Origin of the sequence: Cellulosimicrobium cellulans, assembly GCF_016921195.1 — a bacterium.
GTDB classification, from domain to species: domain Bacteria; phylum Actinomycetota; class Actinomycetes; order Actinomycetales; family Cellulomonadaceae; genus Cellulosimicrobium; species Cellulosimicrobium cellulans_F.
The window spans coordinates 329,199-353,825 of the sequence record NZ_JAFGYF010000001.1 but is presented as its reverse complement, the minus strand read 5'-3'; the positions used below and the strand labels follow the sequence as shown (position 1 = coordinate 353,825).

The following is a 24,627-nucleotide window of genomic DNA, read 5'->3' as shown; positions in this document are numbered from 1 at the left end:
CCGCGCCCCCGCTACGGGGTGACGACGGGGAACATCTCGGGGAAGACGACGAGAAGGTCGAACAGGGTGCGCACGGCCGCCTCGTCGCCCTCGACGGTGAGGTCGCCCGAGGACAGCGCGTCGTCCAGGGTCGTGCCGCCGGTGACGATCGCGGCGAAGGCCTCCTTCGTCGCCCGGACCGTCGCGTCGACGGCGGGAGCGGTCCGGCCGCGGGTGTAGACGAGCACGCCCCGCCGCAGCTCCAGCAGGAAGTCCTCCGCGGGAGCGTCGCCCGCCGCGGGCAGCTCCCAGCGCAGGGTCACCGGGCCGCCGGCGGCCGCCCGTGGGCCGTCGAGCCGGATCCCGAGGTAGTCGAGCAGCATCTCCGCGCTCATGGCAGCGACGACGTCGGGGCTCGCGACCGCGCCCAGGTGAAGGTCCGGCACGCCGTTGCGCAGCTCGTGGGCGGCGTAGAGGAACGAGTTGCGCCACGTCGGGTTCTCCGACTGGTACCCGAGCTGGTCGAGCGCCCGGGCGGCCAGCTCGCGTGCCTCGGCGTTGTCCGGGTCGGCGAAGACGACGTGGTCGACGACCTGCGCCACCCACCGGTAGTCGCCGGCGTCGAACGCCGCGCGGGCCTTCTCCAGCACCGCGTCCGCGCCTCCCATGAACTCGACGTACCGCCGGGCCGCGTCCTCGGGCGGCAGTTCCCACAGGTGGGAGGGGTTGGAGTCGTACCAGCCGAGGTACCGCTGCACGACGGCCTTCGCGTCGTGGTTCACCGAGCCGTAGTACCCGCGGTTGTGCCACTTCTTGCCGATAGCGTCCGGCAGCCGGAGGGTCTCGGCGACCTCGGTGATCGTGAGCCCGGCGTTGGCCAGGTGCAGCGCCTGGTCGTGCAGGTACTTGAGCATGTCGCGCTGGTCCTCGATCAGCGCGACGACGCGGTCGTTCCCCCACACCGGCCAGTGGTGCTGCGCGATGATCACCTCGACGTCCACGCCGTAGCGCTCGATGACGTCGTTGAGCACCTTCCACCACGTGCGCGCGTCACGGACCTGGGCACCGCGGAGCGTGTACAGGTTGTGCAGCGTGTGGGTGACGTCCTCCGCGGCGTCGAGGAGCCTGTGCTGCGGGAACCAGACGAGGAACTCGGCCGGCGCCTCGGTGTTCGGCGCCATGTAGAACTCCATGTCGATCCCGTCGACGGTGCGGGTCTCACCGGTCCGCTCGACGAGGTCGGTGGGCGGGATGAGCGTCGACTGCCCGAGCGACGTCGACTTCCCGAGGCCGGCGTCGATGCCGCCACGCGGACCGCGCGCGAGCAGCGCGCCGTACTGGAAGAACGCGCGTCGCGCCATGGCGTTGCCCGCATAGACGTTCTCGCTCGCCGCCTCCTCGAGGAAGCCGACCGGGGCGATGACCTGCACGCGGCCCGCGGCGGCGTCCTCGGCCGTGGTCACGCCCTTGACGCCCCCGTAGTGGTCGATGTGGCTGTGCGTGTAGACGACGGCGACGACGGGACGGTCCCCGCGCTCGCGGCGGTACAGCTCAAGTCCCTTGGCCGCCATGATCGGCGAGATGAGCGGGTCGATCACGACGATCCCCGTCTCCCCCTCGACGATCGTCATGTTCGACAGGTCGAAGCCGCGGACCTGGTAGACGCCGTCGGTCACCTCGAACAACCCGTTGATCAGGTTGAGCCGGGCGATGCGCCACAGGCTCGGGTTGACCGACGGCGGCGCCTCCTCGGCGTCGAGGAACGCGTACTGCGTCAGGTCCCAGGCCGGGAGAGGGGAGCCCTCCGCCTGGACCCGCAGGTCGGGGAACGTCGCGACGAAGCCCCGCCGGGCGTCCTCGAAGTCCTGCGTGTCGTCGAAGGGCAGGTCGGCCAGCACGCGACGGTTGGCCTCGATCGTGTGGTCGGTGGGGTCGCTCGGTCCGTGGCTCATGTCTTCCTCGCGTTCGGGACGGGTGGGCGTGTGGCCGACCCGCGGGCCGGCGAGACGCGTGGTCAGAGCGCCGCGATGCCGTCGCCGAGCAGCTTCGCCCCGAGGACGAGCAGCAGGACGGCCATGATCACCGCGTTGTTGTGGGTCATCCAGGCCTTGAGCGCGTCGAGCATCGCGGCCGCGCGGGAGCCCATGAAGAGGTAGATGAAGACGGGCGCCGCCACCCCGACGCTCGCCACGACGGCGAACACGACGGCCGCGACCACCTGGGCGGTCGCGTCGTCCGGCGCGGCCGACGCGATCGCGGCACCGCCCGAGACGACGAGCAGCAGGTTCTTCGGGTTGACCGCGCCGAGGAGCACGGCGAGCCCCGCCGCCTTGACGGGCGTGAACGCGTCGATCGCGGCCATCCAGCGGGGTGCGGGCGGGTCGACGCCGTCGCGCGGGCGCCCCCGCCACTGCTTGAGCGCGAGCAGGAGCAGCAGCACGCCGAGGACGAGCTTGAGGATCGCCGCCCACAGCGCCGGTCCGCCGTCCTGCGGGACGGCGGACCCCGCGACCAGCGCGACGACGAGCGTCACCGCGCCGACCGCGACGAACCAGCCGACGAGGAACGCGAAGGCGTTGGCCTTCGCGCGCCCGCTCACGAGCATGAGCACGACGGCGACGATCGGCAGCGGGCTCACGAGCACGCCGACCGCGATGGGGAGGGACTGGCCGATCGCCGCGCCCATGGGCGGCCTCCTTCGTGGTCCGGTCCCGGACGGGACGGCGGGATCTACGGGGACGACGGCGCGCGGAGGGAAGCGCACGGGCGGGCGAGGTGCTCGACGACGTCACGCACCGCCGTCGGGCACCTCACCCGTGCGGCCTCGCCGCGGGTCCTGGACCGCTCAGGCGTTCTCGTCGAAGGCCGCGCGGAGCTTGGCCTCCTCGTCGGCGGAGAGGTTCGTCTGGATGAGCTCGCCGTGGATGCCCTCGGCCTGGAGCGCCTCGTGCACGCGGTCGATCACCGCGCCCGACGTGAGGACGAACAGCGCGGACGTCCCCGGCGTGACCTTGCTGCGCACGGAGTCGATGAAGTCGTCGTCGATGCCGACGTCGGTCAGCGCGCCGGCGATCGCGCCGGAGGCCGCACCGATGGCCGCGCCGAGCAGCGGGACGAAGAAGAGGAGGCCGAACAGCAGGCCCCAGAACGTGCCGCCGAGCGCCCCGACCGCCGTCGTGCTGTTGCCCTGCCGCGTCTTCGGCTTCTTCTTGCCCTCCTCCCAGGACACGGTCGCCGCGTCCTGGACCTGGATGAGCTCCTGCTTCTGGAGCGCCAGCAGCGCGTCCTCGGCGCGCTGCGCACCCTCGGGGGTGTCGAACTTCCACACGGTGAGCGTTGCCATGCCAGACCCCTCGTTCCGTTCGTGCGTTCGGCGGGAGCGCGACGCCGCGCCCCGGGACGCGTCGAACGTATCCCCCGTCGTGCGGTCGCGCGCGGCGAGCGACGGCGGCTCCGGTGGCGGTCCGGCGCGGGGCCGGGATGATCGGTCACGGAACGTCGTCGAGCGTGGAGGCTGGTCATGGCGGGACCCGGCAGCACGGTGACGCGACCTTCCGGTGGCACCTCTCGGGGCCGCGGTGCCGCACGGACCGCCCGGACACCGCTCGTCTTCGGCTCGCTGCGCGGCTACCAGAAGGCCTGGCTCCAGGGCGACCTCGTCGCGGGGCTCACGGTGTGGGCGGTGCTCGTGCCGGAGTCGCTCGCCTACGCGTCGATCGCGGGCGTCTCGCCCGTCGTCGGCCTCTACGCCGCCGTGCCGTCGCTGATCCTCTACGCGGCGTTCGGCAGCTCGCGCCACCTCGTCGTCGGACCGATGTCCGCGACGGCCGCCCTCTCGGCGGGCGTGGTCGCGGTGTTCGCGCCCGGCGACGCGGCGTTCTTCACCGCGCTCACGACGGGCGTCGCGCTCGTGACCGGCGTCCTGTGCCTCGTCGCGGGGATCGCCCGGCTCGGGTTCGTCGCGTCGTTCATCTCCGAGCCCGTGCTCAAGGGGTTCATCGTCGGCATGGCGCTGGTCATCATCATCGGCCAGGTCCCGGCCCTGCTCGGGGTTGAGAAGGGGGAGGGCAACTTCTTCGAGAAGGCGTGGACGATCCTCACCGAGCTCGGCACCGCGAACGGCCCGACCGTGGTGCTGGGGCTGGGGACGCTCGCCGCGCTCCTCGCGACCAAGCGATGGGCGCCCCGGGTCCCCGGCTCGCTCGTCGCGGTCCTCATCGGGATCGTCGCGATCCTCGCGTTCTCGCTCGACGACGACGGCGTGGAGATCGTCGGCCCGATCGACGCCGGGCTACCCGCGCTCGGATTCCCGGACATGGACTGGTCCGACTACACCGCGCTGATCGGGCCGTGCGCCGGGGTCATGCTCGTGGGCTTCGCCGAGGCGCTCGGCGCCGCGAAGACGTACGCCGCGCGCGAGGGCTACGACATCGACACCAACCGCGAGCTGATCGGCATGGGCGCCGCCAACCTCGGGGCGGGCCTCGCCGCGGGGATGGTGGTCAACGGCAGCCTGTCGAAGACGGCCGTCAACGGCGGGGCGGGGGCAAAGAGCCAGGTCTCGGGGCTCACCGCCGCGGTGCTCGTCGTCCTCACGCTCCTGTTCCTCACGCCGGTCTTCGAGTCGCTACCCGAGGCGACGCTTGCCGCGGTCGTCATCGCGGCCGTCGTCGAGCTCGTGGACGTGCGCGCGCTGCGCCGCCTCTACGGCCTGCGGACCCCGACCATGCGGCGTCTCTACGGCAACGCGGCGCGCAGCGACTTCTACGCCGCGGCGGCCGCGGCCCTCGGAGTGCTCGTCTTCGACACGCTCCCCGGCCTCGTCATCGGTGTCCTGCTGTCGCTCCTCCTGCTCCTCGCCCGTGCGTCGCGGCCGCACGTCGCGGTCCTCGTGCGCTCCGCGCACGGCGTGTGGGTGGACGGGGACCGGCGGGCCGTGCTCCAGAAGGACGGCGGGACGTCCGTGTCCGGCGTGCTCGTCGTGCGCCCGGAGTCCGGGCTGTTCTTCGCCAACGCCGACGCCGTCCGCAACCGCGTCCGCGGCCTCGTCGCGCAGTCGTCGCCGCGCCTCGTGGTCCTCGACACCGAGACCGTGCCGTTCGTCGACGTGGACGCGGCCGAGATGCTCGCGACGCTGCGCACCGACCTCGACCGCCTCGGCGCCCGGCTCGTCCTCGCGCGCAACGTCGGTCAGGTCCGCGACGAGCTGCGCGCCGCCGTCGAGCGCGACGATCGCCCGCCCGTCTACGCCGACATCGACGACGCCATCGCGGCCGAGACCGCCCGGAGGGCAAGGGAACCGGGGTAGGCTCGCGAAGGTCGAGTCTGGACCCGGCTCCTCATCACTCCGATCACCGGAGGCCAGCATGTCCATCGACGACCGTGCGATCGAGCAAGCCCTCGCGCGCGGAGCGCACCAGCAGATCGGCCAGTACCGCCTGGACCTGAGCACGGGCGTGTGGTGGTGGTCGCCCGAGACGTACCGCCTGCACGGCTTCGAGCCGGGCGACGTCGTGCCCACGACCGCGCTCGTCCTCGCCCACAAGCACCCCGACGACCGCGAACGGGTCCGGCAGATCCTCGACGAGGCCCGCGCGACGGGCGAGCCCTTCTCGAGCGTGCACCGCATCATGGACGCGCACGGCAAGGAGCGCTACCTGGTCGTCGTCGGGCAGGGTCGCCGGGACCGGGAGACGGGCCGCGTCGTCGAGCTCGTCGGCTACTTCGTCGACGTCACGGGCACGGTCGCCGACCACGCCCAGGAGCGCGCCCGCCGCGACATCGCGGCCGCCGCGCAGACCCGAGGGACGATCGAGCAGGCCAAGGGCGTCCTCGTGGCCGCCTACGGCGTGCACCCGGACGAGGCGTTCGCGCGCCTGAAGCGCGTGTCCAACGACCGCAACGTCCCGCTGCGCGAGCTCGCCCGGCTCGTCGTGGACGAGGGCGTGCGGGGCGGTGCGGACTGCGTCGAGCGCGTCGAGACGCTCCTGCGGTAGCGCGGGCGACGGCGCCCGACCGACCGTGGTCCGTGGCGCCGTCAGCCCCCGGCCGTCGCCTCGCGGATCCGCTTCTGCTCCTGGCGACGGTCCCACCAGCGCGTGAGCACGAGCCACCCGAGGAACCAGCCGCCGAGCGCGCCGATCAGCCAGACGACGACCGTGACACCGATCCACGTGGACGCGCCCGAGATCTCGAGGCCGTCCCCGACGAGCGTCGCGACCCACAGGGCGAGGAACGTCGACACGAGACCGATCCCGCCCAGGATCGCCGACGCGTACCTGCGCGCCACGTTGAACACGAACGGCGCGAGGACCGCCTGCGCCACCGCGAAGATCAGCACGGCGAGGACGAAGCCCGAGGCGTGCACGGTGACGCCGTCGAAGAGGCTCGAGGCGACGAGAAGGCCCACGGCGGCGAGGACCACGTTGATCGCGAAGCTCAGCAGGAACCGGATCATGCGGTAACGGTCCCGCCCCCGGTCAGGTTCCGCAACCGCAGGTTCAGCCTGTTCTGGACGGGTCGCGGCCCCCGACGAACGGGGGCTCTACGGCACGGCGCGACTGCCCGGCACGTCGGGACGCGTGCCCCTGGGACCCGGGACACCGCCCGGCCGACGCTACGGCGACCGCCGCACCCGTGGCGGTCCCCGGCCGCGGGATGGGCGGCCCGAACGGAAGGTCGTCCCATGCAGGACAGCTCGCTCACCGCCCCGTCGCCGCTCGCCGGCGACCCGACCCGTCGCTCGCGCGGCACGACGCCCCGCGCGTGGGCCTGGACCGGCGTCGTCGCCGGCGTCCTCGGCCTGGTCTCGATCCAGTCCTCGATGGCGCTCGGCGTGAACTGGGAGGAGACCGCGGGCGACGCCGAGGCCATCGTCGCCGACCTCGCCGGCCGGACCGGGACCCAGATCGTGTTCCACACCGCGACGATCGCGTGCGCGCTGCTCGTGCTCGTGTTCGCCGCGGGCCTCAAGCGCCGTCTCGACGCGCAGGCACCCGCCGGGTCGCTCCTGCCGACCGTCGCCGGCTGGGGGCTCGTGCTCGTCTCGGTCGCCGGGCTGCTCGGCTCGGGCCTCGACACGCAGTTCCTCTTCGGCCTCGGCGACACCGCGCTCATCGTCCCCGAGTCTGGCGCGTTCTACAGCGACTGGGTCGCGACGATCCCCTGGCTGTGGGTCGGCGCGGGCGTCGCGGGCGTCGCACTCGGGGTCGCCGCGCTGCGGCACGCGGCCGCGCCCCGCTGGATCGGCGTCGTCGGGTTCGTGCTCGGCGGGCTCGCGCTCCTCACGGGCGTGTCGCCGCTGCAGTACATGGCCGGTTTCGTGGGGCCGATCTGGCTCCTCGTCACCGCGCTCGGCTTCGCCCTCGGGGACCGGCGCTGAGCGCGACCCGCGAGATCGGCAGCACGCGGCGAGATCGGCGCGTCCGGTCGAGGTCGGCGGTTGCGACCGCCGCCCTGGCCCCGGGCCGCCGATCTCGCCGTCGGCCGAGGCCGGGTGATCTCCCGCCGGGGCCCTTCTCGCCGCGCGTGCCGCGGCCCTACCGTGGGCCCGTGGCCGACCCCGGTCCCGGCCGCGCCGGGATGCCCCGCACGGGCTGGACGATCGGCGTCCTCGCCTGGGTCCTCGGCGTGTCCGCGCTCGCGCTCCAGCTCACGTCCGGCGTGCCCCTGCTGCTGGGCGACCTGCTGTTCGTCGTCGTCGACGCGACGGTCGCGCTCGTCTACGGTACCGTCGCCGCCGTGATCCTCGTGCGCCGGCCGCACGTCGTCGGCTGGCTCGTCGCGCTCGCGGGGATCGGCGGCGGGGTCGCGGCCCTGGGCGGCGCGTGGCGCAGCTACGCGTCGACCCACCCCGGCCTGCCGCCGCTGGCGCCGCTCGCGGACGCCTACGGCTGGGCGTGGGTCCCCGGGACGGTCGGGCTGTTCGTCCTCGTCCCGTGGTTCGTGCGCGGCGCGCGGCTCGGCACGGGCGCGTGGTGCGGCGTCGCGGGAGGCGCGGCGTCCATCGCCTTCTTCTTCCTCGCCCCCACCGACGACCCGCGCCCCGCGATCGTCGGCGTCGTCGCCATGGGACTCGTCACCGCCGCCGCGACCGCGTGGCGATGGCGCCGCGGTCCGGTCGGGGAACGCCGCGGCCTGGGTCTGCTCGCGCTCGGGACCGCGCTCATGGCGCTGTCGTTCCTCCCGCTGCTCGGCACGTGGGCCGACCCCGACGTGCTCCTCGCGCTCCCCCTCACGCACCTCGCGTGCCAGGCGCTCTTCCCCGCGGCGATCCTCGTGTGCGTGCTGCGCAACCGGCTGTGGGGCATCGACCTCGTGCTCTCGCGCGCGACCGTCGCCGCGATGCTGGCCGTGGGCCTCGCGGTCGTGTACACGGTCGTCGTCGTGCTCGCGACGACCGTGGTCGACGGCCCCGCCGCGCAGATCCTCGCGGCGGTCGGGGTGGCGCTCGCCGTGCAGCCCCTGCACACCTGGCTGCGGCACCGGGTCCGCACGCTCGTCTACGGGGAGGGCAACGATCCGGGCCGGGCGGCGCTGAGCGTCGGTCGGCACCTGTCGTCCGCGTCGACCGCGGACGACCTCGTGGTGAGCCTCGCGGTCGGCGTGCGCGAGGCGCTGCGCCTCGAGAGCGTGACGATCGAGCGCGCCCCGGACCCCCCGACCGGGCCCGGCGTCCCCGAGGACCGACCCGGCTCTGCCTGGGCCGGTCCGACCTCCCGCTCGACCGGGCAGACCGCCTCGCTCCCCGTGACGCACGGCGGACGGGTGCTCGGCCGGGTCCACGTCGTCGCCCGGGCGGGCGAGCGCCTCGACGCGCGGACCCGGGACGCGCTCGACCAGCTCCTGCCCGTGCTCGGCGCGGGCCTCGCGCTCGCCCAGGGCGCGCGCGAGCTCGAGGAGGCGCGTGACGCGACGACGCGCGCCCGGCTCGCCGAGCGGCGCGTGATCCGCCGGGAGCTGCACGACGGCGTCGGGCCATGGCTCGTCGGCCTGCGCCTGGGTCTGCAGGGGGCGCGCAACACGCTCGAGACCGACCCGGCCGCGGCCGCCGCCGTGCTCGACGCGCTGGGCGCCGAGGTGGCGCAGCGCGTCGAGGACGTCCGCGCCCTCTCCCGCAGCCTCCTGCCCCCCTCGCTCGACGAGCACGGGCTCGAGGTCGCGCTCGGGGAGCTCGCGGGCCGCCAGGCGCTCGGCGGGTTCGTCGTGGACGTGCGGTGCGACCCGTGCGACGGCCTCGACCCGCGCGTCGCCGCGGCCGCCTACGCGATCGCGAGCGAGAGCGTCGTCAACGCCGCGCGGCACTCCGGCGCCGGGGAGTGCCGCCTCACCGTCCGGCTCGGTGACGGCTGCCTCGTGGTCACGTGCGAGGACGACGGGAGCGGCATCGCGCCCGAGGCGACCCGCGGCGTCGGCTCGCGGTCGCTGCGCGAGCGCACGGACGAGCTCGGTGGGCGCCTCGAGGTCACCGCGGCGCGGGCCGACGACGAGCGCCCGGGGACGCGCGTGCGCGCGACACTCCCGCTCGTCCCGGCGGGGGCGCTCGCGCGCGAGGGCGCGTCGTGATCCGGGTCGCGGTCGTGGACGACCATCCCGTGTTCCGTCTCGGGATGGCGGCGCTGCTGGACTCGTTCGAGGGCGTACGCGTCGTCGGGCACGCGGCGTCCGCCGCCGAGTCGCGCACGCTGCTCGGGTTGGAGCCCGGCGACGGGGCGGCGTCCGGCGCGGGGGCCGACGAGGCACGGCCCGACGTCGTGCTCATGGACCTCGACCTCGGCGACGGCTCGGGCGTCGACGTGACGCGCGACCTCGTGCGCGCCGACCCGACCGCACGCGTCCTCGTCGTGACGATGCACGAGGACGACGACGCCGTCGTCGCGGCCGTCCGTGCCGGCGCCCGTGGGTTCCTCGTGAAGTCCGCGAGCCCGGCCGAGGTCGAGCGGGCCGTCCGTGCGGTGGCCGACGGCGCCATGATCCTCTCCCCGTCCGTCGCCGACCGGGCCATGGCGTACGTCGTCGGTGGGCGTGCCGCGGCGCGCGTGCCGTTCCCGCAGCTCACGGACCGCGAGCGCGAGGTGCTCGACCTGGTCGCCGCGGGGCTCGACAACGCCTCCATCTCACGCCGCCTGGCGCTCAGCCCCAAGACCGTGCGCAACCACGTCGCGAACGTGCTCGCCAAGCTCGCGGTCCGCGACCGCTCCGCCGCGATCGTCCGGGCGCGCGAGGAGGGCCTGGGCCAGCCGAGATAGCCCCGTGGTCGCGCGAGGTAGAACCGTGGTCGCGCGAGGTAGAACCGTGGTCGCGCGAGGTAGAACCGTGGTTCGGAGGCTCGGCGCCGTCAGGTGGCGTCGTCGTCCATGGTGAGGAAGTCGTGCGTGGCCTCGACGGCTCGCCGCCAGACGTCGACCAGCGCGTCGGTGCCGTGGGGGCGGGCCGGGCGGAGCAGGAGGTCGGTCACGGCACGAGCCTTTCCCGCCCCGGCAAGCTCACACGGATTGCCGGCCGACCGGAGGGAGACCGAGGGAGTCCAGCAGGGCGACGACGCGGCGGCGGATCTCGTCGCGGATCGGGCGGACGGCGTCGAGGTCCTGACCGGCCGGGTCGTCGAGGACCCAGTCCTCGTAGCGCTTGCCCGGGTAGAACGGGCAGGCGTCGCCGCAGCCCATGGTGATCACGACGTCGGACGCCTGCACGGCCTCGGGCGTCAGGACCTTGGGCTGCTCGCCGGTCAGGTCGATCCCGACCTCGCGCATGGCCTCGACCGCGACCGGGTTGATCCGGTCCCCCGGCATCGACCCGGCGGAGCGCACCTCGACGGCGTCGCCGCCGAGGGCGCGCAGGAACCCGGCGGCCATCTGCGAGCGCCCGGCGTTGTGGACGCAGACGAACAGGACGCTCGCTCGCGCCACCGCCCCGCTCACCGGGCCACCGCCGGGGCGTCGGCGAGGACGGCGCGCACGGCGCCGTCGACGAGGTCGCGCGCACCGGGCGCGACCGCGTAGTACGCCCACTTCCCCCGCTGCTCGCGCGTCACGAGGCCGGCCTTGGCGAGCGTCGACATGTGGTGCGAGACCGTGGGCTGGGACAGGCCGAGCGGGTCGGTGAGGTCGCAGACGCACGCCTCGCCGTCGGGCCGCGCCGCGATGATCGAGAGCAGCCGCACACGCGCCGGGTCGGCCAGGGCCTTGAAGGTGGCGGCCGCGTCGCGCGCGGCGTCGGGGTCGAGGCCGCCGGCCTCCGCCGGGCCGCAGCAGCCGCCGGTCGTGGCGGTGATCGGCAGGAGGGTCGTCATGCGACAGATTCTCGCAGACGTATTGACAGATGTCGATACGTGGCCCATCGTCCTCGTATCGACGCCCATCGATCTGAGGAGTGGAAATCATGACGACCGACCACGAGGTGCGCGAGCAGGTCCGGGCCCGGTACGCCGAGGCGGCACGGACCGCAGCGGCGGGGACCGCCGCGGAGGACGGGTGCTGCACGACGACGTCCGCGTGCTGCGGGTCCACGGCGTCGCCCCCGGTCTTCGGCCCGGGCCTGTACGACGCGCGGCAGACCGCCGGGCTCCCGGAGACCGCGGTCCTCGCGAGCCTCGGCTGCGGCAACCCGTCCGCTGTCGCCGAGCTCCGCGAGGGCGAGCGCGTGCTCGACCTCGGCTCGGGCGGCGGGATCGACGTGCTGCTCTCCGCGCGGCGGGTCGGGACCACGGGGTTCGCCTACGGGGTCGACATGACCGACGAGATGCTCGACCTCGCCCGCCGCAACGCCGCCGAGGCCGGCGCGACCAACGTCGAGTTCCGCCGGGGCACCATCGAGGACCTGCCGTTCGAGGACGCCGCCGTGGACGTCGTCATCTCCAACTGCGTCGTCAACCTGTCCCCCGACAAGGCGGCGGTGCTGGCCGAGGTGTACCGCGTCCTCGTCCCGGGCGGGCGCGTCGGTATCTCGGACGTCGTCGCCGAGGACCACCTCTCCGCAGCCGACCGGGCCGAGCGCGGCAGCCACGTCGGCTGCGTCGCGGGCGCCCTGTCGCGCGCCGAGTACCTCGACAGCCTCGCCGCCGCGGGGTTCGCGGACGCCGATGTCACGTTCACCCACGAGGTCGCCGACGGCATGCACGGTGCGATCGTCCGGGCCACGAAGCCGCGGGCGACCACCGCGGGCTGAAGGTCCGCGTCGGACCGGCCCTCGACCCCGACCGGGACGGCGGCCGGTTCGCCGCACGCTCCGTGGGTCGCGTCCCTACGCTCGGCGTACCGGTCACGCTCACCGCGCCGGCCCGGCCGTCGCGGACGGCCGTGTGACGGCGGACGAGAGGTGGCCCATGGCCGAGGTGACGGGATCGATCGAGTACGCGTCCCATCGGTCGGTTGTGCGCGCGGCCGAGTCCTCTTCGCAAGAGCTCGAAAGAAGTTCAGTCGCTGAACTCGCGCTCGCCCGCAGAGGTGTCGCTCGGCGTCCGTACCCTTGCGTCGTGCCTACCAGCGTGTCGGACCGCTCCCCGCGAGGCGGTCACGTGTTCGTCGGGGAGCAAGAAGCAGGACTACCTGCTCGTCGCCGCGGTGATCATCCCTGGCGAGCTCGCTCTCGCGCGCAAGACGGTGCGTGGTCTGCAGAAGCCTGGCCAGCGCCGGCTGCACATGGTCAAGGAGTCTCCGGCGCGTCAGCACACGATCTTGTCGACGCTCGGCACGTCGACGCCCAGGTCACGATCTATCAGGCTGGGGCGGGGTACCGCACGAACATCGAGCGGCGCGGAGCATGCCTCGAGCGGAGAGCTGGCTCAATCGTAGGTACCCACGTTGCGCGCGCAACGAACCGCCGATCCCGCCGAGGTGATCTTGGGCGGCCTCCCCTGCCAAGACTCTCGTCAGTCGGATGGGCCTGCCTCATCCTGGACGCGCTACGCCCCGCCCACGGCCTGGTCCCACGAGCACCGCGAGCGGTCGCCCGTTGCCGTCGACCGCGGCGTGGATCTTCGTCGACAGCCCGCCCCGGGATCTGCCGCCGTTCGCGTCCGCGCGAGCCTGCAAGGCCGTCAAGATCTTGTCCCACGTCTCGTCGCGGGAGAACCGCGCGTGGCGCTTCCACACCGTCTGCCACGGCCCGAACCGCTCGGGAAGATCACGCCATGCGACCCCGGTCCGATACCGGTGAACGGTACCCTCCACGACCCGACGATGATCACGCCACGGACGCGACCTGCCCGAGACCTGTGGCATCAACGGGCCGATCGCTGCCCACTGCTCGTCCGACAACTCCCGCCCACGATCCACGAGCGCACTCTGCAGCATCGTGGCCGCGGGTACTCAGGAGCCACGCCCTCGACACCCCCGTCGTCAGGACCGACGCCCGCGCAGGGCGATCACGGGACCGGAGAACAGCGCGATGCCGAGCATGAACCCGACGTCGTACCAGTTCCCGTTGTTGTCGACCTCGTAGATGCTCACCGTGTCCGTGAACAGGGACACGATGAACGTGACCGGCAGGATGATGCCCTGCCACAGTCCCCACCAGAACCCGTAGCCGCCCGGGCTCGCGGCCACGTTGGGCCCGGCCGCGCACGCCCCCAGGAGCAGGAGCACCGCGAGGGCGAGGGCCGCGCCGGCTCCTCGTCGCGTCGTCGTGGACATGAGCGCACCTCCGTGTACCGGTCGAGGGCACCAGTGAACCGCGCGCGTCACCCGGCGGCGAGGGCAGGCGCGGCACCAGGCGGTGCCGGGACCGGGCGTCGGGGGCCGGGTGTCGGGACCGTGCGGCAGGATGGCGGCATGACGCAGAGCACGGACGACGGCGCCCCCTCGAGCGGCCCCGCGGGCGACCCGGCAGGCAGCAGCCCGACGGCGGGCGGCGAGCTCATGCTGCTCGACACCGCGAGCCTGTACTTCCGCGCGTTCTTCGGTGTGCCCGACTCGATCAAGGCCCCCGACGGCACGCCGGTCAACGCGGTGCGCGGCCTGCTCGACATGATCGCGACGCTCGTCACGGACCGGCGTCCGTCGCGCCTCGTCGCGTGCTGGGACGTCGACTGGCGCCCGGCGTTCCGCGTCGAGGCCATCCCGACCTACAAGGCGCACCGGGTCGCCGAGAAGGTGCCGGGGACCACGGGCGTCGAGGAGGTCCCGGAGAAGCTGGTCGCCCAGGTCCCGGTGATCGTCGACGTGCTCGCGGCACTGGGCATCGCGCGCGTCGGCGCGCCGGGCTACGAGGCCGACGACGTCATCGGCACGCTCACCGCGCGCGAGGTCGCGCGGCGCGCGGCCGAGGGGGCGGCACCAGACCCGTCGGGCCGGGCCGCCGTCGAGGTCGTCACCGGGGACCGCGACCTGTTCCAGCTCGTCGACGACGCGGCGGGCGTGCGGATCCTCTATCCGACGAAGGGCGTGAAGAACCTCGACGTCGTCGACCAGTCGCGCCTCGCCGAGCGGTACGGCATCACGACCGGCGCGGCGTACGCGGACATGGCGGTGCTGCGCGGCGACCCGAGCGACGGCCTGCCGGGCGTGCCCGGCATCGGGGAGAAGACGGCGGTCGCGCTGCTCGCGAAGTTCGGTGACCTCGCCGGCGTGCTCGCCGCGCGCGACGCGGGGGACCCCGGCCTGACGGCGACGCAGCGCCGTCGGCTCACCGAGGCAGCGTCCTACCTGGAGGTCGCGCCGCTCGTCGTGCGCGTCGCGCCGGACGCCCCCGTCGGGGAGGTCCAGGACGCGCTGCCGACCGCTCCCGCAGACCCCGACGCGCTCGCCGAGCTCACCGATCGGTGGGGTCTCGGCACGTCGGTCCGGCGACTGCTGGACGCGCTCGCCGCGACGCGCACCGCGCCCTGACGGCGGTCCGGCAGACTGGGCGGGCGCCGTCGGGCACACGCCCGGGCGACCCGAACGACCCCTGGAGGCGACCCCGTGGCCCTCGTCCGCTGCTCCTTCTACTCCGACGTGCTCGAGGTGAGCACGACCATGACCGTCGTGCTCCCGCAGGCCACGACGACCCAGATCGGCATGGCCGGGTCCGCGAGCGCCCGCGCCGAGGGCGCGCCGGTGCTCTACCTGCTGCACGGCATGAGCGACGACGAGACGATCTGGACGCGCCGGACGTCGATCGAGCGGTACGTCGCCGACCGGGGGCTGGCCGTCGTCATGCCGCGCGTGGAGCGCAGCTTCTACGCCGACGAGCTGCACGGGCACCGGTACTGGACTTTCCTGTCGGAGGAGCTGCCGAGCCTGGTCGACCAGTTCTTCCGGGTGTCGTCGCGGCGCGAGGACACCTTCGTCGCCGGGCTCTCGATGGGCGGCTACGGCGCGTTCCGGTGGGCGCTGCGGCACCCCGAGCGGTTCGCGGCGGCGGCGAGCCTGTCCGGGGTCCTCGACCTCGCCGACGAGTCGTACCGCGAGCGCCGCCTGCCGGACATCGAGCGCGTGTTCGGTGACCGCGAGATCGCCGGCACGGACGACGACCTGCTCGCGCTGCTGCGCCGGGCCGCCGCCGAGGGGCGCACCGCGGACCTGCCGGACCTGTTCCTCGCGTGCGGGACGGAGGACTTCCTCGTCGATGGCAACAGAGCGTTCGAGCGCGTGGCCGATGAGTCGGGCGTCGCGCTGCGGTCGGAGTTCTCGCCCGGGACGCACGAGTGGGGCTTCTGGGACCGCACGATCCAGGACGTCCTCGACTGGCTGCCGCTGCCCGGGACGCCACGAACCTGACGTCGCGCCCTCCCTACCCCTCGGGGCACGTGTCACACACCGTGCCCGTGCGTCGTCGTCCGGGTGACCGCACCTGGCGTCGAGACGCGCACACCGCGACGAAGGGGACCTCCACCATGACCACCGCTGCCACCACGCTCCCGCCCACCGAGGTCGCCGCGCTGCGCGACCGCGTCACGGGCCGCGTCCTCGCCCGGGGCGACCTGCCCGACGGCGGCCCGACCGCCGCGGAGGCCGTCGCCGCCCACAGCACGCTCGTCACGCACGACCCCGACCTCGCGGTGCTCGCCGCCACGGAGGCCGACGTCGTGGAGGCCGTGCGGTTCGCGGCCCACCACGGGCTGCGCGTGCGGGCCCACGCGACGGGCCACGGCCAGTCGTCCCCGATCACCGACGGCCTGGTGATCGGCACGAGCGACCTCGCGGGCGTCGAGCTCGACCCGGAGACCCGGATCGCGCGCATCGCCGCGGGCACGCGCTGGAAGACCGTGGTCGAGGCGGCGGCGGAGCACGGGCTGCTCCCCGTCACGGGGTCGTCCACGGGCGTCGGCGTCGTCGGCTACACGCTCGGCGGCGGGTTCGGTCCGCTCACGCGCAGCCACGGGCTCACGACGGACTGGGTCCGCGGCTTCCGGGTCGTGCTGGCCGACGGCTCGGTCGTCGAGGCGAGCGCGGACTCCGAGCCGGACCTGTTCTGGGCGCTGCGCGGCGGCAAGGGCGGCCTGGGCGTGGTGACGCGCGTGGACGTCGAGCTCGCGCCGCTGCGCACCCTGTACGCGGGGGCGCTCACGTTCGACACCCCGCACGTCGAGGACGTCCTGCGCGGCTGGGTCGACTGGACCGCGACCGCGCCCGACGACGTCACGACCTCCGTCGCCGTGCTCGCCCTCCCGGACCTGCCGTTCATCCCGGAGCACCTGCGCGGACGGACCGTGCTCAACCTGCGGTTCGCCTACCCGGGCGACGCCGCGGAGGGCGAGCGTCTGGCCGCGCCGCTGCGGGCCCTCGCTCCCGTCCTGACCGACGCGGTGGCCGAGATCCCCACGACCGCGGTCGCGTCGATCCACTCCGACCCCGAGGACGCCGGTCCGTCGTGGGTCTTCGGCGCCGGGCTCCGCGAGGTCGACGCGGCGTTCCTCGACCGGTTCCTCGCCGAGCTCGGGCCTGGCAGCGGCTCGCCGTTCGTCGCCGCGGAGCTGCGCCACGTCGGCGGGGCCGGCGCCCGCGACGTCCCCGGCGGCTCGGCCGCGGGCGGTCGGACTGCCGGGTTCCTGCTCGGCCTGGTCGGCGTGAACCCGCCGCGCGTGCCGGACATGATCCAGGCGGCGGCCGCCTTCTCGCAGTGGTCGCAGCCGTGGGCCGCGTCGGAGACCAACATCAACTTCCTGCCCGGGCCGTGGACGGACGAGACGCTCGCGCGGGCCTGGTCCCCGGAGACCGCGGCGCGGCTCGCGTCCGTACGGTCGGCCTACGACCCCACAGGTCTCTTCGCCTGGCGCGTGTGACGTCGTCGCCCCCCGGCAACGGGGGGAGGCGACTCGACGGGCACCGTGTCGTGCGGGGCATGTCCGCGGTCGCGGGGTGTCGTCTCAGGCCGGGTCTACGGCGTGGTCGGGGTGTTGAGCGCCTGCTCGGCAAGGACCTCGCCGGTCTGGGCGTCCAGGACGACGATGGCGTCGGCGGGCAGCGTCTCGGCCGGCGGGGGGACGTAGTCCTCGACGGGTCGGCAGGTGCGCCGGTCGAAGGACTCGAGGACGGTGCCGCTGACGGTCTCGACGGTGGCGGTCGCGGGGTGGTCGAGGATCTGCTGGGGCCACTCTTCGACGGGCAGGTAGCTGCCGTCGGTGTCGGCGGGGATCGAGTTCCACCAGCCCTCGAGCCCGCCGACCTCGTACGTCGTGCCGTCGGGCTCGTACTGGGTCACCGTGTTCCCGCTGGACTGTGCCACGTGGTTCCCGCAGACCCGGACGCCGTTCGTGTCGCGCGCGGGCGTGGACGGCTCCGGGTCACTCGTGCTGAGGCCGGGGCTCGAAGGATCGCTCGGGCCACCTGGCATGACAGGGTCCGGGCGGTCGCTGGGGTCCGTGCCCGACGCCCCGAGCGCTGCGGGCACGACCAGAGCAGCCACCGCGACCAGAGCCACCACGGACCCGCTGACCATGCCGACTCGGCGGCGCGTACGGGCCCGCCGGGCACGGGTGAGGACCTTCGCAGGATCGAGGTCCGGGTCGAGCGGGGCGGCGCGCAGCCGGTCGCGCAGCGCGGCGGCGAGGTCGTCGTCGTTCACGGGTGCTCCTCTCCCAGCACGACGCGCAGCGCGGCGAGGCCGCGCGACGCGGAAGCCTTGACGGTGCCGGGCGTGACGCCCAGCTCGGCACTGACCTGTTCGACCGAGAGGTCCAGCAGATGACGCAGCACGACGATCCGACGCTGGCGCGGCGGCAGGGTCATCAGCGCGCGCACGAGCTCGTCGCGCAGCACCACGGCGTCGTCTCCCGCTGCGTGCGCGCGCTCGGGCACGGCCTCGACGAGATGCTCACGCCGCCGTCGGCGCCAGTGGTCGACCCGCAGGTTCACCAGCACCCGCCGCGCGTACGGCAGCGGGTCCTGGCGCGCCCGCGGCCACGCCCGCCACACGCGCTCGAAGGCCTGCTGCGTCAGCTCCTCGGCCCGGTGCCGCTCGCCGACCAGCAGGTACGCCGTCGTGGCCAGCGCCCTCGCCGAGTCGCGCACGAACACCTCGAACTCGACCGCCGGAGACCGGTCGCCCACCGCGAGGGGAAGGTACGCCTCGACGTCGCCCGACCCGGCCCCCTGCTCCACCCGCACCTCCACCATCGACCCTCCCGATCACCCAGGACAACGCACGACTCGGCCCACGGGTTGAGACGCATCGCACCGGCGTCGAGTCGTGAGGTGATTCAGGTCGCGATCAACAGGACGACGAAGAGCACGAGCGCCGCTCCGAGCGTCGCGACGATCCACACGCGTGTGCGACGGGGGCGGGCGATCGCCAGCCCCAGAAGCAGCGGCGCCACGAGGAGACCGACCATCACGCCGAAGGCCTGCGGCGCCGTGCGGCACGGGTCGCCGAACGCGTCCACGCACGTGTCACTGTTGGCGTCGGCACCGAGGATGAACGCGATACCCGCGGGCACCACGGCGAGGACGAGCCCGAGGAAGGCGACGAGCGCTCCCGCGGCTGCCCGGTCTCGTCGTCGACGCATCTCGGACGTCGTGAGCACCGGATGCACTCTCGGGGCCTCTCCGTCCAGGGGCGAGCTGTCACCGTCGCGCCGCGCAGGAACGGCGCCCCGTCGCGTCGATGCCCCCTCGTCATCTCCCACCCCGGCAGTCTCTCAGCCTCGGACCAGCCGATAGGTGGGGCCGTTGCCGACCGACCGCGCGTCGATCGACACGGCGAGGTCTCACACCGCGAACAGGGCGGCGAGCCGCGGGAGACGGCGCGCGTTCTCCTCGTCGTCGTCGAAGTCCCACCGCTCGCCCGCGGGCTCGGGGTGGGCGTGCCCCGACGACGTCCGCTCGCGCGCCGCGAGATACGCCGCGCGGTCCTCACCCGTCGCGCGCGCCCAGGCATCGCCGACGAGCCATTCGAGGGACTCGTACCCGAACCACGGCGAGCCGCCGTCGGCCATCGCCGCGACCACGGGGTGGTCGGCGAGCGAGTCCGGGTCGGCGACCGCGCGCTCGAACGTCGCACGGCCCGCGAGGACGAGCCCGTCGCGGAAGTCCATGAATCCGTCGTCGCCGCACCCGCCCTCGACGAGGTACGCCGCTCCCCACACCGGCCACGCGTAGGCGTCGCGCGCCACGGCACCGGCGACGTCGGCGAACGCGAGGATCTCGTCCGGGCTCAGCCGCTCGACGAGGAGGTCGGTCAGGGCGTCGGGCAGCGGGTCGTCCTCGGGTCCGCGGTCGTCGGCGCCGGCGCCCGCCCGCTCGCGAGCCGTGTCGACGATCTGCCAGAAGGTCTCTCGATCCATGGCGCGGACGGTACGGCCCGGCACCCACAGCTCGTGCCCGGTGCTCGACGCTCCGATCGGCCCGCCTGCGGACCAGGGTCGGTCCACCGCTACGCGACCGTCCGGGCCCCGGAGCGCCGCACCCAGCGGCGCTGCCACGGCGTCTCGACGGCGCGGGGCCGGTAGTGCGCGCGAACCCAGGCGACGGCGTCGTCGGGCCGGACGCCGCCCCAGACGGCGAGCAGCGCGAGCGCCGTGCCGGTGCGACCGGTCCCGCCCCCGCACGCGATCTCGACGCGCTCGTCGGGGGCCCGATCGTAGGCCTCGCGCAGCACGGCGACGGCGTCCGGCGTGGACCGCGGCAGCGCGAAGTCCGGCCACCGGACCCAGCGCGACTCCCACACCGTGGCCGGCGGCGGCGTCCCGGTGAGGTAGACGCCGAGCTCCGGCACGTCGTCCGGCCCGGGTGGCCCCGACCGGAGACCGCGGCCCCGCACCCGGCGCCCGTCGGGCAGCTCCACGACCCCGTCGCCTCGCTCCCACGTCCCCATGCGTTCCTCCTCACCGGCGTGCGTGCCGACGCGGTGCGCCGTCGGACCGCCACGTGCCCGCGTCGGCACGCACGCGGCGGCGCAGCAGGTGGACGACGTACGCCACCGCGAGCACCGCGACGACGGCGAGGACGCCCTTCTGGTACGTCCCGATCGCGGCCTCGATCTCGGGCCACCGCTCACCGAGACCGTAGCCGAGCAGGACGAGCGCGGTGTTCCACACGCCGCTGCCGAGCACCGTGAGGACGAGGAAGCGCCCCAGGGGCATGCGCTCGACGCCGGCCGGGATCGAGATCAGGCTGCGCACGATGGGGATGACGCGCCCGACGAGGACCGCGGTCGTCCCGTACCGGGCGAACCACGCCTCGGCCGTGTCCACGTCCTCGACCCGCACGAGCGGCAGGCGCGCGGCGACGGCGCGGAGCCGGTCGGCACCGAGTGCGGCGCCGAGCCCGTAGAGGAGGAGCGCCCCGACGACGGAGCCGGCCGTCGTCCACAGGATCGCCTCGAGCAGACCGAGACGCCCCTGTGCGGCCGTGAACCCGGCGAGCGGCAGGATCACCTCGCTCGGGATCGGCGGGAAGAGGTTCTCCAGCGCCGCCGCGACGCCCGCGCCCGGCGCGCCGAGGGACTCCATGAGGCTCACCGCCCAGTCGGTGATGCGGGAGATCGGACCGGTGCCGGGGGACTCGGCCGCGAGGACGGCCGTCGAGGAGAAGGTCATGCCGACGACGCTAGGAAGGCACGAGCCGCGCCGGTACGCGGTGTCGCGCACGACCCGCGACGGCCTCCCGCACCACGAGGTGCGGTTTCCCGCAGTCCGTCCCCGGCCGCGCCTGACTAGGGTGAGTCGCGTGCCCAGCCGAGCGCCGCGCGTCGTACGGCGTCGCGGTCGGGGTGTGCCTCGTCCCGATGGACGCGGCGACGCTGCTCGCCGCCGCCGCGGCCGCCCCGTTCGCCCGGTCCGCCCGGGTCGCCGCGCGGCGCGACCGGCTCGTCGCCGCCGCGGTGCAGGTGCACACGCGGCGCCTCGCGCGGTGGTTCGCCTGGCGCACCGACACCCCGGACGGCGCCGGCCGACCGCTGCGGTACCTCACCGCGCGCCTCGCCGTCGGCCTGCTCACCGCCGGGATCGGCCTCCTGCTCGCCTACGGAGCGGTGGCGGCCGCCCTCATGGTCGCGTCCTGGGCGTTCGACCTGCGCGTGCCGGCGCTCGCCGACGACGACAGCGAACCGACGACGGGGCTCACCGTCCTGTCCGCCGTCGTCCCGGGCGGGATCCTGCTCTACCTGGCGGTCATGGGTCTCGTCGGTTCCGCGGCGCTCGAGCGCTCGACGGCGAGCCGGCTGCTGGGCACGGAGGACCGCACGCGGCTCCTGGCCCAGGTCGAGGCCCTCACGGCCTCGCGCTCGGACATCGTCGCGGCCGTCGAGGCGGAGCGTCGTCGGGTCGAGCGCGACCTGCACGACGGCGTCCAGCAGCAGGTGGTCGCGCTCGGCATGCTGCTCGACCGCGGTCGGCGGGCCACGGACCCCGCGGCGCGCGACCGGCTGCTCGCCGACGCCGCCGACGAGGCGTCCCGCGTGCTCGCCGCCGTCCGCGACGTCGCGTGGCGGGTGCACCCCTCTGTGCTCGACACCCGGGGGCTGCGGCCGGTCCTCGCGCGCCTCGCGTCACGGGCCACGCCGCCGGCGCACCTCGACTACCGCCTCGACGGTCGCCCGCGGCCGGAGGTGGAGGCGTGCGCGTTCTACGTGGTCGCCGAGGCGCTCGCCAACGTCGCGAAGCACGCGCGCGCGAGCCGGACCACGGTCACGGTCGCCGCGGACGACGGGGTCGTCACGGCCACGATCACCGACGACGGGGTGGGCGGGGCGAGCACCGCGGCGGGCCGGGGGCTCGCAGGGCTCGCGGCCCGGGCGGCGGCGCTCGGCGGCTCGCTCGACGTGGACAGCCCGCCCGGCGGGCCGACCACGGTGACGGCGGTGCTGCCGTGCGCGTGATGATCGCCGAGGACTCCGCCCTCCTGCGCGAGGGCCTGCGGGCCCTGCTCCTGGACGAGGGCGTCACGGTCGACGCCGCCGTCGGCGACGCCGACGAGCTCCTCGCCCTGCTCGGCCGTCGTCCCGCGCCGGACGTCGTGCTGCTCGACGCGCGGATGCCCCCGACCCACACCGACGAGGGGATCCGGGCCGCGATCGAGGTGCGGCGCCGCTTCCCCGGCGTCGGCGTGCTCGTCCTCTCGCAGTACGTCGAGGCCGAGCCGACGCGCGACCTCGTCACGAGCGACGGCGCAGGGGTCGGCTACCTGCTCAAGGACCGCGTGATGCGGGTCTCGGAGCTCCTGGACGCGTTGCGACGCGTCGACGCCGGCGACTTCGTCGTCGACCCGGAGGTCGTCCGCCAGCTCTTCGCGGACACCTCCCGCACCGACCCGTTGTCGCGGCTGACGCAGCGCGAGCACGACGTCCTGCGCCTCATGGCCGAGGGCCGGACGAACGCCGGGATCGCGGCCGCGCTGCACCTGTCGCTCTCGGCGGTCGAGAAGCACGGCAACGCGATCTTCACGAAGCTCGGGCTCGACGCCGTCGGCGGGTACAGCCGCCGCGTGCTCGCGGTCCTGCACTATCTCCAGGGCTGACGACGACGCCGGGTCACGCGCCCGCGTGCCGCGCGAGGATCGCGTGCGCGCCGGTGCCGCGCGGCAGGACGCCGTACCCGTGGCCGCGGTCCTCCCCGAGGCGTGCCGCGACGAACGCGTCCGCCGTGGCCGACGGCGCGTGCCGCACCAGGAGCGACCCCTGGAGCGCGAGCGCGAGCGACTCCACGACACGGCGGGCCCGCGCCTGCTGCGCCGCGGCGTCGGACCCCGCGACCTCGGCGAGCAGGCGGCGCGTGCGCGCGACGTGCGCGTCGAGGACGGGGTGCGCGCCCGCCGTCGTGGCGAGCTCCGCCTCGAACGCCGCGACGGAGGCGGGCTCCCGGCCCATGGCGCGCAGCACGTCGAGCGCGATGACGTTGCCCGACCCCTCCCAGATCGCCATGACCGGCTGCTCGCGGTAGCGGCGCGCGAGCGGGAACGCCTCCGTGTAGCCGTTGCCGCCCAGGCACTCCATCGCCTCGTACGCGTGGTGCGGCCCGCGCTTGCACACCCAGTACTTGCTCACGGCCGTCGCGAGGCGGCGGAACGCGCGGTCGTGCTCGGACTCGCCGTCGTGCGCGGCGGCGAGGCGCACGGACGTGAGGGTCGCGGCCTCGGACTCGAGCGCGAGGTCGGCGAGCACCGCGGTCATGGCGGGCTGGTCGACGAGCGCCGCGCCGAACGCGCTGCGGTGCCGCGCGTGCCACAGGGCCTCGGTCACGGCCTGCCGCATCCCCGCGGCCGAGCCGTGCACGCAGTCGAGCCGCGTGCGCGACACCATCTCGATGATCGTCCGGACGCCGCGCCCGGGCTCCCCGACGAGGAACCCGACGGTGCCGTCGAGCTCGATCTCCGACGACGCGTTCGACCGGTTGCCCAGCTTCTCCTTGAGCCGCTGGATGCGGAACACGTTGCGTGTCCCGTCCTCCAGCACGCGCGGCACGAGGAAGCACGACGGCGCGCCCGTTCCTGCGCCGCCCGGGATCTGCGCGAGCACGAGGAACGCGTCCGACATCGGCGCCGAGCAGAACCACTTGTGCCCGGTCAGCAGGTACGCCCCGTCCGCCCCGGCGGGCACGGCCGTCGTCGCGTTCGCGCGCACGTCCGAGCCGCCCTGCTTCTCCGTCATCGCCATGCCGACGAGCGCGCCGGGCTTGCTGCCCGGGGCCGCGAGGGCGCCGTCGTACCCGCGCGAGAGCAGGCGCGGCTCCCACAGCGCGGCGAGCGACGGCGCGTGCCGCAACGAGGGTACCGCCGCGTGCGTCATGGAGACCGGGCACGCGTGCCCCGGCTCGACCTGCGCGAACAGCGAGAACACCGCGCCCCGCACGACGTTCGCCCCCGGGCCCGGCTCCGCCCACGCGCTCGTGTGCGCGCCGTGCGCGACCGCCGCCCCGATCACCTCGTGGTACGCCGGGTGGTACTCGACCTCGTCGACGCGGTTCCCGCGGCGGTCGTGCGTGCGCAGCACCGGCTCGTGGTCGTTCGCGAGCTCGGCCGCGCGCTGGAAGTCCCCCGACCCGACGAGCGCGCCCACCTCGACGAGCCGGTCCTCGCCCCACGCGCCGCCGTAGGCGTGCACGGCCTCGCGCAGCACGGGGTGGTCGAGGTACTCGTTGACGCCCACGCGTTCCGGAGGCTGGTTCGTCACGCGGTGCGTGACGTGCGGCGCCGGACGCGCGGCGGGGTCCGCCGGAGCGGTGGCCGGGGCGGTGGTCGTCGTCGGTGCGGTGTCGGTGGGGGTCACGGTGTCCTCCTGCGGCTCTGCGGGTGG

General features: G+C 74.6%; 26 protein-coding genes. 11 read left to right on the top strand and 15 right to left on the bottom strand.

The genetic code is table 11. The annotated features are described in order from the left end of the window. Window positions 1–11: 11 nt before the first annotated feature. From JN535_RS01490 to JN535_RS01480, 3 genes are all read right to left on the bottom strand, one after another. Entirely contained in the window at window positions 12–1,931 is a 1,920-nt protein-coding gene (locus JN535_RS01490) for an alkyl/aryl-sulfatase (protein ID WP_205201312.1), read from the bottom strand. Window positions 1,932–1,993: 62 nt separating this feature from the next. Further along, window positions 1,994–2,665 carry a GAP family protein gene (locus JN535_RS01485; RefSeq protein WP_205201310.1) on the bottom strand — a complete coding sequence of 224 codons (672 nt, stop codon included), beginning with the start codon at window positions 2,663–2,665 and terminating at the stop codon, window positions 1,994–1,996. A gap of 159 nt (window positions 2,666–2,824) precedes the next feature. Then, window positions 2,825–3,322 (bottom strand): DUF1269 domain-containing protein, encoded by a 498-nt coding sequence (locus tag JN535_RS01480; RefSeq protein ID WP_205201308.1) that lies wholly within the window; start codon window positions 3,320–3,322, stop codon window positions 2,825–2,827. 177 nt (window positions 3,323–3,499) lie between these two features. On the opposite strand from JN535_RS01480, the gene JN535_RS01475 reads away from it, so the two are divergent. Next, window positions 3,500–5,287, top strand: a complete 1,788-nt coding sequence (locus tag JN535_RS01475) for a SulP family inorganic anion transporter (protein ID WP_205201306.1) — start codon at window positions 3,500–3,502, stop codon at window positions 5,285–5,287. A 58-nt stretch (window positions 5,288–5,345) separates the two neighbouring features. Beyond that, on the top strand, window positions 5,346–5,975 hold the full coding sequence (locus JN535_RS01470) for a PAS and ANTAR domain-containing protein (RefSeq protein ID WP_240200419.1): 630 nt from the start codon (window positions 5,346–5,348) through the stop codon (window positions 5,973–5,975). 41 nt (window positions 5,976–6,016) lie between these two features. Here JN535_RS01470 and JN535_RS01465 read toward each other — a convergent pair whose 3' ends face one another. After that, the gene (locus tag JN535_RS01465) at window positions 6,017–6,436 is read right to left on the bottom strand and encodes a phage holin family protein (RefSeq protein WP_205201305.1); all 420 of its coding nucleotides are present in this window, start codon (window positions 6,434–6,436) and stop codon (window positions 6,017–6,019) included. Window positions 6,437–6,664: 228 nt separating this feature from the next. Between JN535_RS01465 and JN535_RS01460 the strand changes: the two genes are divergently transcribed. The 3 genes from JN535_RS01460 (at window position 6,665) to JN535_RS01450 (ending at window position 10,226) form a co-directional block, all read left to right on the top strand. Beyond that, window positions 6,665–7,360 (top strand): hypothetical protein, encoded by a 696-nt coding sequence (locus JN535_RS01460; protein ID WP_205201303.1) that lies wholly within the window; start codon window positions 6,665–6,667, stop codon window positions 7,358–7,360. A 170-nt stretch (window positions 7,361–7,530) separates the two neighbouring features. Continuing rightward, window positions 7,531–9,543, top strand: coding sequence for a sensor histidine kinase (locus JN535_RS21380; protein ID WP_205201302.1), 2,013 nt, complete (start codon window positions 7,531–7,533; stop codon window positions 9,541–9,543). Continuing rightward, window positions 9,540–10,226, top strand: coding sequence for a response regulator transcription factor (locus JN535_RS01450; RefSeq protein ID WP_205201301.1), 687 nt, complete (start codon window positions 9,540–9,542; stop codon window positions 10,224–10,226). Before JN535_RS21380 ends, JN535_RS01450 begins: the two co-directional genes overlap by 4 nt. A 237-nt stretch (window positions 10,227–10,463) precedes the next feature. Here JN535_RS01450 and JN535_RS01445 read toward each other — a convergent pair whose 3' ends face one another. Both JN535_RS01445 and JN535_RS01440 read right to left on the bottom strand, forming a co-directional pair. Beyond that, window positions 10,464–10,898: an arsenate reductase ArsC gene (locus JN535_RS01445; protein ID WP_307868060.1), complete on the bottom strand. Its 435-nt coding sequence runs from the start codon at window positions 10,896–10,898 to the stop codon at window positions 10,464–10,466. Then, on the bottom strand, window positions 10,895–11,269 hold the full coding sequence (locus JN535_RS01440) for an ArsR/SmtB family transcription factor (RefSeq protein WP_205201299.1): 375 nt from the start codon (window positions 11,267–11,269) through the stop codon (window positions 10,895–10,897). Before JN535_RS01440 ends, JN535_RS01445 begins: the two co-directional genes overlap by 4 nt. Before the next feature lie 89 nt (window positions 11,270–11,358). Between JN535_RS01440 and arsM the strand changes: the two genes are divergently transcribed. Further along, window positions 11,359–12,144 carry an arsenite methyltransferase gene (gene arsM / locus JN535_RS01435; RefSeq protein ID WP_205201297.1) on the top strand — a complete coding sequence of 262 codons (786 nt, stop codon included), beginning with the start codon at window positions 11,359–11,361 and terminating at the stop codon, window positions 12,142–12,144. Between the two features lie 722 nt (window positions 12,145–12,866). Here the strand turns inward: arsM and JN535_RS01430 are convergent. Next, a complete protein-coding gene (locus JN535_RS01430) occupies window positions 12,867–13,271 on the bottom strand; it encodes a transposase (protein WP_205201296.1) in 405 nt (134 codons plus the stop codon). Between the two features lie 45 nt (window positions 13,272–13,316). Beyond that, window positions 13,317–13,610: a hypothetical protein gene (locus tag JN535_RS01425; protein WP_205201295.1), complete on the bottom strand. Its 294-nt coding sequence runs from the start codon at window positions 13,608–13,610 to the stop codon at window positions 13,317–13,319. 225 nt (window positions 13,611–13,835) lie between these two features. On the opposite strand from JN535_RS01425, the gene JN535_RS01420 reads away from it, so the two are divergent. The 3 genes from JN535_RS01420 to JN535_RS01410 all read left to right on the top strand — a co-directional run bounded on the left by JN535_RS01420 (window position 13,836) and on the right by JN535_RS01410 (window position 17,182). Then, entirely contained in the window at window positions 13,836–14,804 is a 969-nt protein-coding gene (locus JN535_RS01420) for a 5'-3' exonuclease (RefSeq protein ID WP_205202920.1), read from the top strand. A 75-nt stretch (window positions 14,805–14,879) separates the two neighbouring features. Beyond that, window positions 14,880–15,677 (top strand): alpha/beta hydrolase, encoded by a 798-nt coding sequence (locus JN535_RS01415; protein WP_205201293.1) that lies wholly within the window; start codon window positions 14,880–14,882, stop codon window positions 15,675–15,677. A gap of 116 nt (window positions 15,678–15,793) precedes the next feature. Then, window positions 15,794–17,182, top strand: coding sequence for an FAD-binding oxidoreductase (locus JN535_RS01410; protein WP_205201291.1), 1,389 nt, complete (start codon window positions 15,794–15,796; stop codon window positions 17,180–17,182). Between the two features lie 95 nt (window positions 17,183–17,277). Here JN535_RS01410 and JN535_RS01405 read toward each other — a convergent pair whose 3' ends face one another. From JN535_RS01405 to JN535_RS01380, 6 genes are all read right to left on the bottom strand, one after another. Then, the gene (locus JN535_RS01405; RefSeq protein ID WP_205201290.1) at window positions 17,278–17,964 is read right to left on the bottom strand and encodes a hypothetical protein; all 687 of its coding nucleotides are present in this window, start codon (window positions 17,962–17,964) and stop codon (window positions 17,278–17,280) included. Continuing rightward, the gene (locus JN535_RS01400; RefSeq protein ID WP_307868058.1) at window positions 17,961–18,500 is read right to left on the bottom strand and encodes a SigE family RNA polymerase sigma factor; all 540 of its coding nucleotides are present in this window, start codon (window positions 18,498–18,500) and stop codon (window positions 17,961–17,963) included. Before JN535_RS01400 ends, JN535_RS01405 begins: the two co-directional genes overlap by 4 nt. Before the next feature lie 98 nt (window positions 18,501–18,598). Beyond that, a complete protein-coding gene (locus JN535_RS01395; RefSeq protein ID WP_205201286.1) occupies window positions 18,599–18,904 on the bottom strand; it encodes a hypothetical protein in 306 nt (101 codons plus the stop codon). Window positions 18,905–19,105: 201 nt separating this feature from the next. After that, entirely contained in the window at window positions 19,106–19,681 is a 576-nt protein-coding gene (locus tag JN535_RS01390) for a DUF4240 domain-containing protein (protein WP_205201284.1), read from the bottom strand. Between the two features lie 89 nt (window positions 19,682–19,770). Further along, the gene (locus tag JN535_RS01385) at window positions 19,771–20,211 is read right to left on the bottom strand and encodes a phosphatase domain-containing protein (RefSeq protein ID WP_205201282.1); all 441 of its coding nucleotides are present in this window, start codon (window positions 20,209–20,211) and stop codon (window positions 19,771–19,773) included. Between the two features lie 10 nt (window positions 20,212–20,221). Further along, the gene (locus JN535_RS01380) at window positions 20,222–20,935 is read right to left on the bottom strand and encodes a DedA family protein (protein ID WP_205201280.1); all 714 of its coding nucleotides are present in this window, start codon (window positions 20,933–20,935) and stop codon (window positions 20,222–20,224) included. A 188-nt stretch (window positions 20,936–21,123) separates the two neighbouring features. Between JN535_RS01380 and JN535_RS01375 the strand changes: the two genes are divergently transcribed. Next, a complete protein-coding gene (locus JN535_RS01375) occupies window positions 21,124–22,215 on the top strand; it encodes a sensor histidine kinase (protein ID WP_205201278.1) in 1,092 nt (363 codons plus the stop codon). Further along, entirely contained in the window at window positions 22,206–22,853 is a 648-nt protein-coding gene (locus tag JN535_RS01370; protein ID WP_205201276.1) for a response regulator transcription factor, read from the top strand. The genes JN535_RS01375 and JN535_RS01370 overlap by 10 nt, the downstream gene beginning before the upstream one ends. Window positions 22,854–22,866: 13 nt before the next feature. On the opposite strand, the gene JN535_RS01365 is transcribed toward JN535_RS01370, so the two are convergent. Further along, complete coding sequence (locus tag JN535_RS01365) at window positions 22,867–24,600, bottom strand: acyl-CoA dehydrogenase family protein (protein ID WP_307868056.1); 1,734 nt, start codon at window positions 24,598–24,600, stop codon at window positions 22,867–22,869. Between the last annotated feature and the right edge of the window lie 27 nt (window positions 24,601–24,627).

Coding starts and splice junctions, on each gene's coding strand:
- JN535_RS01490 (WP_205201312.1), bottom strand. CDS start 1,931: ATGAGCCACGGACCGAGCGACCCCACCGACCACACGATCGAGGCCAAC.
- arsM (WP_205201297.1), top strand. CDS start 11,359: ATGACGACCGACCACGAGGTGCGCGAGCAGGTCCGGGCCCGGTACGCC.
- JN535_RS01395 (WP_205201286.1), bottom strand. CDS start 18,904: ATGCGTCGACGACGAGACCGGGCAGCCGCGGGAGCGCTCGTCGCCTTC.
- JN535_RS01420 (WP_205202920.1), top strand. CDS start 13,836: ATGCTGCTCGACACCGCGAGCCTGTACTTCCGCGCGTTCTTCGGTGTG.
- JN535_RS01390 (WP_205201284.1), bottom strand. CDS start 19,681: ATGGATCGAGAGACCTTCTGGCAGATCGTCGACACGGCTCGCGAGCGG.
- JN535_RS01385 (WP_205201282.1), bottom strand. CDS start 20,211: ATGGGGACGTGGGAGCGAGGCGACGGGGTCGTGGAGCTGCCCGACGGG.
- JN535_RS01485 (WP_205201310.1), bottom strand. CDS start 2,665: ATGGGCGCGGCGATCGGCCAGTCCCTCCCCATCGCGGTCGGCGTGCTC.
- JN535_RS01460 (WP_205201303.1), top strand. CDS start 6,665: ATGCAGGACAGCTCGCTCACCGCCCCGTCGCCGCTCGCCGGCGACCCG.
- JN535_RS01470 (WP_240200419.1), top strand. CDS start 5,346: ATGTCCATCGACGACCGTGCGATCGAGCAAGCCCTCGCGCGCGGAGCG.
- JN535_RS01410 (WP_205201291.1), top strand. CDS start 15,794: ATGACCACCGCTGCCACCACGCTCCCGCCCACCGAGGTCGCCGCGCTG.
- JN535_RS01375 (WP_205201278.1), top strand. CDS start 21,124: ATGGACGCGGCGACGCTGCTCGCCGCCGCCGCGGCCGCCCCGTTCGCC.
- JN535_RS01480 (WP_205201308.1), bottom strand. CDS start 3,322: ATGGCAACGCTCACCGTGTGGAAGTTCGACACCCCCGAGGGTGCGCAG.
- JN535_RS01425 (WP_205201295.1), bottom strand. CDS start 13,610: ATGTCCACGACGACGCGACGAGGAGCCGGCGCGGCCCTCGCCCTCGCG.
- JN535_RS01430 (WP_205201296.1), bottom strand. CDS start 13,271: ATGCTGCAGAGTGCGCTCGTGGATCGTGGGCGGGAGTTGTCGGACGAG.
- JN535_RS01475 (WP_205201306.1), top strand. CDS start 3,500: ATGGCGGGACCCGGCAGCACGGTGACGCGACCTTCCGGTGGCACCTCT.
- JN535_RS01440 (WP_205201299.1), bottom strand. CDS start 11,269: ATGACGACCCTCCTGCCGATCACCGCCACGACCGGCGGCTGCTGCGGC.
- JN535_RS01380 (WP_205201280.1), bottom strand. CDS start 20,935: ATGACCTTCTCCTCGACGGCCGTCCTCGCGGCCGAGTCCCCCGGCACC.
- JN535_RS01465 (WP_205201305.1), bottom strand. CDS start 6,436: ATGATCCGGTTCCTGCTGAGCTTCGCGATCAACGTGGTCCTCGCCGCC.